A 6,767-nucleotide genomic window follows, 5' to 3' on the forward strand; every position below is an offset into this window, starting at 1 on the left:
CGATATTAGGAAACGATCTTATCCTAATTGTGCCCGCTGCAGCGCGTCAAGCGTGACGATCACTTCTTTGCAGGAAACGATTTCAGGCGCGCAGAGAATTATATTTTTATGTTTTTAATTAGAAAGTCGATGAAAATTCGGCACTTAAGCCGAATGCGATGGTCGCCTGCATAGACTATGGTAATGTCCTGCGCGGGTAAGGCGTAGTCCGCAAACAGCGGGATCAGCTTGCCTGCTTCACGCTCCTCGCGAACCATCCATTCCGGAAGAATGGCAACGCCAAGACCGGCAATGGCCATGGATCTAATGGCGGTTGACGAGTTGGAGTGATATTTCGCGATGGCGCGTATATCTGTCGACGTTCCGTCTTTATGACGCAGCGTCCACTGCGTCGGTGGCTGTAAATTACTGTTAGCGATCCAGGACACGCTGTTTAAATCGTTGACAGAGCGTAATGGGTTATTTACCAGCCATTCAGGCGAGGCGACAAGCAAAATATCATAGCTGGCTAACTTGCGACTTTTTAATTCCGAATCACGTAGTGTGCCAAGCCTGATAGCTAAGTCGAGGCGATCGGAAATTAAATCATTTAAAGATGAGTCTGCGTAAAAGTTAATGCCCAGGTTAGGGTGTAGCTGGCAGAAATCCCCAATCAGCGGAATGATATATTGTTCGCCAAATTCCGTAGTTGACGTAATATTCAAGGCGCCAGAGAGCGACCTGTGGCTGTCAGAAATATTTTCAAGTGAGCTCTGGATGTTAATGAATATTTCGCAGAAATCTCTGTAAAGCGCTTCCCCTGCTTCAGTCAGGATAATACCGCGCGAGTTGCGGATTAACAGTTGAACCTTAAGCGCCTCTTCAAGCGATTTGACATGAATGCTCGCCATGGCTTTGCTGATAAAGAGACGCTCTGCCGCGCGCGTAAAGGAACCGCAGTCGACGACCGCGATAAATGTCTGAATTCGGTTTAAATGGTTAAACATTAACTGTTAATTTTAAGTAAACACCGCGTTTAATTTAATTTAATCGACTCTCAACGTCAAGCCGCCTTAGACTCCGCGTCGGAGGTCAAAATGACGTATCGCTATCGCATTGCTTGTGTTTTCCTTGCTGGTTTTTTTATCGACTGTATCAATATATTTATGTCGGCTATCGCCTTGCCTGACATATCGCGTGAATTACAGGTCTCAGCTTCCAGCGTTGCCTGGGTAGCTAATAGCTATATTCTTGGTTTGACGCTTATTATTCCTCTTAGCCACTGGCTTGCCAGCCGCTTTGGCGCGCGTCTGACAATAGCAGCTTCCATGCTGATATTCTCTGCGGGCGCGCTGCTTTCCGGATTGGCTGACCACTTTGGCAGCCTGGTGTTATTTCGTTTTATCCAGGGTGTAGGAGGAGGACTGCTGATCCCCGTTGGGCAGGCGTTGACCTTTGGCCTGTTTAAAAAGGATGAAAGAGCCAGAATTTCCACGCTGGTGATGGCTGTCGCCCTTATCGCTCCAGCCATTTCACCGGCTGCTGGCGGGGCAATTGTCGACCATCTCTCCTGGCGCTGGGTCTTTCTTTGCAATATTCCTTTCAGCCTCGCGACCGCTGCGCTGGCGCTGCTGTGGATCCAGTCTGAAAAAATCACGGCGCGCCGGCCCGATATTGTTGGTCTGATTATTATCAGTCTGGCGCTGACGGCGCTACTGTCAGGCATGTCCTTTTATGCTGACTCTGCTCACCAGAGCTTGCCTCTGGGGCTGGTTCTGGCGGGCATAACGCTGGCGTTTGCTTATGTGCTGCACTACCGCCGCCAGGCTAACCCTGTGCTGGATTTAAGCGTGCTTGGAAACGCGCATCTGCGCTTTTCCGTCATCGTTTATTACGCAGTGCCGGGCATTTTTACCGGCGTCAATCTGCTTAATATTTTTTTCGTGCAGGAGGTGCTGGGCTGGACAGCGAGCGAAACGGGCTCACTGATGGTGCTCTATGCGGGCGGCTCTTTCTGCGCCATGACGCTATGCGGTCATTTATATAACCGCACCGGCGCCGCGCCGCTTTTTCTGGCAGGTCTGCTGCTGCACGCCGCCGGTATTGCGGTGCTGTCGGTCACCGAGGCGTCCCACGATCTTCTGTTTCTGGTTTGCGCTTATCTGCTCATGGGAATGGGGGGCGGTATAGCGGCCAATACCGCTCAGACTACCGCGATGATGGATTTTGAAGGGGATCGCCTGGCACGCGCCAGCACCATCTGGAATCTGAACCGCCAAATTTCTTTCAGCACAGGCGCCGCGGTGTTTACCCTGTTATTCAACCTGCTGCAGCAGTCCACCACAATGACGTCAGCTTACCATTCTGTGTTTCTTATTGCCGCCGGGCTGGGGTTACTTCCTCTGCTCGGACTCATCAATCTTAGCCAAAAATCGGAGGTCTTATGCGATCGGAAAGAGAGTTAATCGCACATTACAGCGTGACTGAACTGCATCAGTGGATTGAAGAGGTATTTACCGGGCGCGCTGGGTATCCCTCAGCCCTTGACCGGCTGCTCGCCAGCTTCAGCGACTCTTTCAGCATGGTTACCATTAAGGGAGAGCCTGTCGGCTTATCCGAAGTGGAAAGCCTTTTCCGTAACAACACAGGAATACGGCCAGACCTGCGTATTGAAACGGACGCCTGCGAAACGCTCGCCCAGACGGAAACCTCGGTAACCTGCCGCTACCGCGAAACCCATTATGAACAAGGCGCCACGCATGTCCGCTGGTCGATCGCCATTATTGATTTTGATTCAGGCGAGCCTCGCTGGCGCTACCTGCAAGAAACGGCGGTAGCGGAATCATTATGAAGCGTTTTGTCATCACGACTATTCGTTCTCTGGGCGAAGCCGTTCGGGCGTTCACGCTCACCTTCCTCAGCGATCCGCGCGGCTTACTCCGATCGGCAGGAAAGCCTGACGCAAGAAAAGTTTTGTTTGCGCACTACAGAAGAACCACACATCACTATTGAAGCGTGGCTGGGGGGTTGCAGCGCGACGATCGTATGCACATTTACGAAACGGCGCGTCTGCTGAGTGCGGTGCTGGACTATTGCCATGCCGATACCTTTCCCCGCAGCCATCTTACTTTGGCCTGCCTTTTTCCTGTAAGGACAACAGCAACGCCCGCAGATTCGCGATGGTAGCCGGTACTGGCCGGTTTCCCACATTCGGGATACGTCAGGCTTTATTGCGCCTGGCGTTTCAGATATCGTGCTGCTCGACGCCGCCCTTACGGGTGAAACGCCGGCGCCCGTTCCGTTCTGGCTGGAGCCTGGAAGAGCGGGCGAGCTCTCTGTTGGTTTTTCTGTGGATGGTCTGCCAGGAGAGGATCGTCAGCTAATGCGTTATGCTCTCGCCATCGCTCGCCTGGTGCAGGCTTAAATTTTTTATCGGAACACGTAATGTCAGAAACAGCATTAACACAGCGTCAACCCTCGGTATGGTGGGGCGCGATGATTATCTGCGGGACGGTGGTGGGGGCAGGGATGTTTACGCTGCCTGTGGTGATGGCCGGCGCCTGGTTCGGCTGGTCGCTGCTGATACTGCTGATAAGCTGGGGATGTATGCTGCTGTCGGGACTGCTGTTCCAGCAGGCGAGCCGCTATTTTCCGCTGGGCTCCGGCTACGATACCTTAACGCGCTCGCTGTTAGGGCGGCGGTGGGCGGCGCTCAACGGCCTGAGCATCCTGTTTGTGCTGGGCATTCTGACCTATGCCTATATTTCGGCCAGCGGGCCAGTCTATCAGCACTCGCTTAATCTTGCCGGTTTGCCTGTCTCCACCGCGGGCGCAAAAGCGATCCTGACGCTGTGCGTCGCCCTTGTCGTCTGGCTGGGCACAAAAGGGGTGAGCAGGATTATGACCTTTTGCGTGCTGGCCAAACTTCTGCTGCTGGTGACGGTTTTCGGCGGGCTGCTCATCCAGGTCGATCCGCTTACGCTCTTTAACGCCGACAACAGCGAGGGCGGCTACTGGCGCTATGCCTTTGGCGTCCTGCCGTTTTGCCTCGCCTCGTTTGGCTATCATGGCAATATTACGGGCCTGATAAGCTACTATGGCGGCGAGCAGAAGCGGGTGAGGCGCGCGCTGGTGTTCGGCACCCTGATGTCGCTGATTATCTATCTGTTCTGGATTACCGGTACCATGGGCAATCTGCCGCGCGCCGCTTTTCCCGCCGTGGTGGCGGCGGGCGGGGATATCGCCGCGCTGCTGGCCTCCTTACGCGACCGCCTGCATGTCGGCGCGCTGAGCTTAATGATGACGCTGTTTTCCCATTTTGCGGTGATCGCGTCGTTTTTGGGCGTAACGGCTGGCCTTTTTGACTTTATCGCCGATCGCCTGAAGCTGGGCGAGACGCCGCTGGCGCGTTTCAAGGTGGCCCTGCTGACCTTTGTGCCCGCGCTGAGCGCGTCGTTGTGGTTTCCAGACGGCTTTCTCGCCGCTATCGGCTTCGCCGGGCTCTTCGCCACGCTCTGGGCGGTGATTGTGCCGGCATTACTCTATATCAACGCGCGCAGACGTTTTGCGCGACAGGAAAGTGCAGGGGCGTGGAGCACGCTTGCGCCAGCGGTAGTGATAACCTTTGGCGCATTGAATATCCTGGCGTGGACGCTGAGCTGGTTCAATTTGCTGCCTGCATTTAGCGGCTAGCGGGGCGCTTTTGCTTCACCGGCCTGCTGCCGCGCTTTTCGGCCAGGCCGGTAACCGAGTTGTTCTTTTCCCTCCTTAACTAATTGATTTCCGTTATCTCTCTGTTTAATAAACAGCGCTACAGGATGACGCTCGTCAATTCAGCGCAGAACGCATTCAGCAAAAATAGTCGGCTATCGCCTGGTCAGGCATCAGACTTTTTTTGGGATCTTATCGCATGGTGAAAATGACCAATATTGCCCTCACGGTTATGCTAGCGGCTGGCATCACTACCCATACCGCCCTGGCAGCCGACGCGGCTGCTTCTGAATCCTCCACGGCGTCACAGGATCACCCTGTCGCGTCAGGTAAAGCAGACGCTTCCACCGTCCTGGAACAGCCTTCCCAACGCGTCAAGGCGGGCCCTGTAGAACCTGCCGCTGCAGCCTCTACGTCTGCACCGGCGGCGCATCAACAGACAGCGCAGGCGGTTGTGGCGCCTGCTTCGCCCGTCACGCAGCCTGAGCCCGTGAAACCTGAAGCGCAAACCGCTGAGGCAGCTGTTTCGGCATCTTCTTCAGCGACACAGGATCCTTCTGTTGCGTCAGGCAAAGCAGGCGCTTCCACCGGCCCGGAACAGCCTTCTCAAAGGGTCAACGCGGACCCGGTCGAGCCTGCCGCTGAAGCCTCATCATCTCCAGCTGCGGCGAATCGACAGGCAACGCAGGCTGTTGCGGCACCGGTTTCGTCAACCACGCAGCCTGAGCCCGTTTCAAAACCTGAAGCGCAAACAACTGCCCCCACAGCATCTGAGCACACGGCGGATAAATTCACGCCCGAGCAGGAAGAGCAGATTGGCGCAATCGCAAAAGGCTATCTGCTGGCGCATCCCGAAGTGCTGCTCGAAGTCAGCGAAAAACTGGATATTTTACAGCATGAAAAGCTGATCAAGGCCATTACCGCAGCCGTGGTTCAGCGTCAGGATGCGTTATTAAACGATCCCGCCATTCCTGCAGCAGGCCCGGCAGATGCTAAGGTGGCGCTGATTGAATTTTTCGATTATCAGTGCGTCATGTGCGCCAGACAGGCGCCTGTTATTCAGTCGCTGATGCAAACCCATCCAGAGGTGCGCTATATCTTTATGGAGTGGCCCATTTTTGCTTCGCGATGGGAGCCGTCACTGACCGCAGCGGAGACGGGGCTGATGATCTGGCAGCAAAAAGGAGTCGACGCCTATCTGGCCTACCACAACGCGCTATTTGCTACGGGCCATCAGGAAGGCAAGTTGACGCAGGCGGATATTAAAAAAGCGGCCTCAACTGCGGGCAGGCCAAAAGGTAATCCGAATAGCATGCTTGATGTGGTGGCGCGGACAGATGCGCTGGCGCAAAACCTTGGATTTCAGGGGACGCCTGGCCTAATCGTCATGCCGATCAGCGGCGCTAACGCCGACAATGTCAGCGTCTTTCCCGGCGTAGCTAACGCGTCCGCACTACAGGCCGCCATTAAACGGGCGGAAAGCGCCGTGAAATAAAAGGTCTTAAGGCGGGGTTCAGCAGGGGAAAGGGGGATTTTTTAATGCTGAAGCCCGCACATCGCTAACCGAAACCAACCGCATAGTCTATTTAACATAATCATGATTATGCGCACTTAGTATCCTCAATGATTATCTTGTGAAAGGCTGCCTGAATTAGCAGTGATTTTGCAGCCACTTCAGCAGTGTTTGAAATAACGCTGAAACCTGTATAAGCGGTAACCGTTATTTCGAAGCGTTTAATATTGAAGCGGTCAAACACCTTGTTGGTCGCGGCCGTGTCATCATAAGCGTCGCCACTTATCTTGATATTATCACGCACAGCCTGCGCGAAAGATTTACACCTCATTAATTTGAGATGCAGCGGAGCTTCCATGCGTTCCAGGCATTATAGGGCTGTTCATCGACCTCTCCACTCGCCAACCATACCGCGATTGTATCTCCCGCGCCGCCAGAGCTCAGCGTATTGCTGGTTCTGTAAGGCAAATCGGGCTCAGTATTCCAGCCATAATTCTTCATATCTCCCCAATAAGAATGGAGAGCGACAAGCTCATCTTTCGTTGGTACCCTTCCATTAACCGCT

General features: G+C 54.2%; 7 protein-coding genes. 4 read left to right on the forward strand and 3 right to left on the reverse strand.

Annotated features, from left to right (window positions below; translation table 11 throughout):
• Positions 1–98: 98 nt before the first annotated feature.
• Positions 99–986: a LysR family transcriptional regulator gene (locus tag Q9R34_RS17215; protein ID WP_485895281.1), complete on the reverse strand. Its 888-nt coding sequence runs from the start codon at positions 984–986 to the stop codon at positions 99–101.
• Between the two features lie 90 nt (positions 987–1,076).
• Between Q9R34_RS17215 and Q9R34_RS17220 the strand changes: the two genes are divergently transcribed.
• The 4 genes from Q9R34_RS17220 (at position 1,077) to Q9R34_RS17235 (ending at position 6,184) form a co-directional block, all read left to right on the forward strand.
• A complete protein-coding gene (locus Q9R34_RS17220; RefSeq protein ID WP_485895282.1) occupies positions 1,077–2,444 on the forward strand; it encodes an MFS transporter in 1,368 nt (455 codons plus the stop codon).
• A gap of 14 nt (positions 2,445–2,458) precedes the next feature.
• Complete coding sequence (locus Q9R34_RS17225; protein WP_485895284.1) at positions 2,459–2,830, forward strand: hypothetical protein; 372 nt, start codon at positions 2,459–2,461, stop codon at positions 2,828–2,830.
• A gap of 593 nt (positions 2,831–3,423) precedes the next feature.
• Complete coding sequence (locus tag Q9R34_RS17230; RefSeq protein WP_485895286.1) at positions 3,424–4,671, forward strand: aromatic amino acid transporter; 1,248 nt, start codon at positions 3,424–3,426, stop codon at positions 4,669–4,671.
• Positions 4,672–4,888: 217 nt separating this feature from the next.
• Complete coding sequence (locus Q9R34_RS17235; RefSeq protein ID WP_485895288.1) at positions 4,889–6,184, forward strand: DsbA family protein; 1,296 nt, start codon at positions 4,889–4,891, stop codon at positions 6,182–6,184.
• Between the two features lie 106 nt (positions 6,185–6,290).
• On the opposite strand, the gene Q9R34_RS17240 is transcribed toward Q9R34_RS17235, so the two are convergent.
• Both Q9R34_RS17240 and Q9R34_RS17245 read right to left on the reverse strand, forming a co-directional pair.
• Complete coding sequence (locus Q9R34_RS17240; RefSeq protein ID WP_485895290.1) at positions 6,291–6,560, reverse strand: hypothetical protein; 270 nt, start codon at positions 6,558–6,560, stop codon at positions 6,291–6,293.
• The coding region (locus tag Q9R34_RS17245) for a hypothetical protein (protein WP_485895292.1) at positions 6,533–6,767 on the reverse strand (235 nt) is incomplete at its 5' end. The genes Q9R34_RS17240 and Q9R34_RS17245, both read right to left, overlap by 28 nt.

It is taken from the genome of Enterobacter sp. BRE11 (genome assembly GCF_031844285.1).
In the GTDB taxonomy this organism is placed as follows: Bacteria; Pseudomonadota; Gammaproteobacteria; order Enterobacterales; family Enterobacteriaceae; genus Pantoea.